Source organism: Rhizobium changzhiense, from assembly GCF_013087625.1.
Taxonomy (GTDB): Bacteria; Pseudomonadota; Alphaproteobacteria; order Rhizobiales; family Rhizobiaceae; genus Rhizobium; species Rhizobium sophorae.
The window spans coordinates 1-2500 of sequence record NZ_JABFCQ010000014.1 but is presented as its reverse complement, the minus strand read 5'-3'; the positions used below and the strand labels follow the sequence as shown (position 1 = coordinate 2500).

The following is a 2500-nucleotide window of genomic DNA, read 5'->3' as shown; positions in this document are numbered from 1 at the left end:
CGCGAAATCTATTTAGGTAGAGCGTCGAGCGAATACCCCCGGGGGTAGAGCACTGGATGGGCTATGGGGACTCACCGTCTTACTGATCCTAACCAAACTCCGAATACCGGGGAGTACTACTCGGCAGACACACGGCGGGTGCTAACGTCCGTCGTGAAAAGGGCAACAACCCTAACCTCCAGCTAAGGTCCCCAAGTCATGGCTAAGTGGGAAAGGATGTGAGGATCCCAAAACAACCAGGATGTTGGCTTAGAAGCAGCCATCATTTAAAGAAAGCGTAACAGCTCACTGGTCTAAATAAGGGTCTTTGCGCCGAAAATGTAACGGGGCTGAAGCCATGCACCGAAGCTGAGGATGTGTAGCAATACACGTGGTAGCGGAGCGTTCCGTAAGCTGATGAAGGGAGACCTGTGAGGGCTCCTGGAGGTATCGGAAGTGCGAATGTTGACATGAGTAACGATAAAGAGGGTGAGAGACCCTCTCGCCGAAAGACCAAGGGTTCCTGCTTAAAGTTAATCTGAGCAGGGTTAGCCGGCCCCTAAGGCGAGGCAGAAATGCGTAGTCGATGGGAACCACGTTAATATTCGTGGGCCTGGTGGTAGTGACGGATTGCACAAGTTGTTCTGGTTTATTGGATTATCAGGGCAGCGGAGCGGTTCCAGGAAATAGCTCCACCGTATAGACCGTACCCGAAACCGACACAGGTGGTCAGGTAGAGTATACCAAGGCGCTTGAGAGAACTATGTTGAAGGAACTCGGCAAATTGCACGCGTAACTTCGGAAGAAGCGTGACCCCATTTTACGCAAGTATGATGGGGTGGCACAGACCAGGGGGTAGCGACTGTTTATCAAAAACACAGGGCTCTGCGAAGTCGCAAGACGACGTATAGGGTCTGACGCCTGCCCGGTGCTGGAAGGTTAAGAGGAGAGGTGCAAGCTTTGAATCGAAGCCCCAGTAAACGGCGGCCGTAACTATAACGGTCCTAAGGTAGCGAAATTCCTTGTCGGGTAAGTTCCGACCTGCACGAATGGCGTAACGACTTCCCCGCTGTCTCCAACATAGACTCAGTGAAATTGAATTCCCCGTGAAGATGCGGGGTTCCTGCGGTCAGACGGAAAGACCCCGTGCACCTTTACTATAGCTTTACACTGGCATTCGTGTCGGCATGTGTAGGATAGGTGGTAGGCTTTGAAGCGGGGACGCCAGTTTCCGTGGAGCCATCCTTGAAATACCACCCTTATCGTCATGGATGTCTAACCGCGGCCCGTCATCCGGGTCCGGGACAGTGTATGGTGGGTAGTTTGACTGGGGCGGTCGCCTCCGAAAGAGTAACGGAGGCGCGCGATGGTGGGCTCAGACCGGTCGGAAATCGGTCGTCGAGTGCAATGGCATAAGCCCGCCTGACTGCGAGACTGACAAGTCGAGCAGAGACGAAAGTCGGTCATAGTGATCCGGTGGTCCCGCGTGGAAGGGCCATCGCTCAACGGATAAAAGGTACGCCGGGGATAACAGGCTGATGACCCCCAAGAGTCCATATCGACGGGGTTGTTTGGCACCTCGATGTCGGCTCATCGCATCCTGGGGCTGGAGCAGGTCCCAAGGGTTTGGCTGTTCGCCAATTAAAGCGGTACGTGAGCTGGGTTCAGAACGTCGTGAGACAGTTCGGTCCCTATCTGCCGTGGGTGTAGGAATATTGACAGGATCTGTCCCTAGTACGAGAGGACCGGGATGGACATATCTCTGGTGGACCTGTTGTCCTGCCAAGGGCATAGCAGGGTAGCTATATATGGACGGGATAACCGCTGAAGGCATCTAAGCGGGAAACCCACCTGAAAACGAGTATTCCCTATCAGAGCCGTGGAAGACGACCACGTTGATAGGCCGGGTGTGGAAGTGCGGCAACGCATGAAGCTTACCGGTACTAATAGCTCGATCGGCTTGATCGTTCTCATTGACTATGCTCATCGAACTCCCGGCAAACACGAAGTGTTTGTCCGGATCGATAGTGAGTAGTGAATAGGCAGTAGTGAGTGGTGAAAACTGCTCCGCCTCTTTCCTCACAAGCACCAAAGACGTGTTCAAAAAATGCGATGACGCTAGTCACTGCTGCCTAATGGCTGCTGACTACTGCCTCATCCCCAGCTTCTCAAACAATAAAGTTGCGCTTTGCCGACCTGGTGGTTATGGCGGGGTGGCTGCACCCGTTCCCTTTCCGAACACGGCCGTGAAACGCCCCTGCGCCCATGGTACTTCGTCTTAAGACGCGGGAGAGTAGGTCGCTGCCAGGTCTGCAAAACGCAACTTTTATAAATCAATCTTCTCATTCACAGCCAACGGCCCAAAGCCGAAACAAAGGGCCGCTCACAAAGCGGCCTTTCGTGTTATAATACTGCAGCAAATCTCAACGATTTGCCAAATGGCGCGGGGTGGAGCAGCCCGGTAGCTCGTCAGGCTCATAACCTGAAGGCCGCAGGTTCAAATCCTGCCCCCGCAACCAAA

At 53.8% G+C, this 2500-nt stretch carries 1 tRNA gene and 2 rRNA genes (1 of these 3 cut by a window edge); all 3 read left to right on the top strand.

What is annotated here, in order from left to right:
* Positions 1–1947: ribosomal RNA gene (locus G9X68_RS31555) — 23S ribosomal RNA — on the top strand (it extends 936 nt beyond the left edge of the window).
* 227 nt (positions 1948–2174) lie between these two features.
* Positions 2175–2289: ribosomal RNA gene (gene rrf, locus G9X68_RS31550) — 5S ribosomal RNA — on the top strand.
* A gap of 132 nt (positions 2290–2421) precedes the next feature.
* Positions 2422–2498: transfer RNA gene (locus G9X68_RS31545), tRNA-Met, on the top strand.
* The last annotated feature ends 2 nt before the right edge of the window (positions 2499–2500 follow it).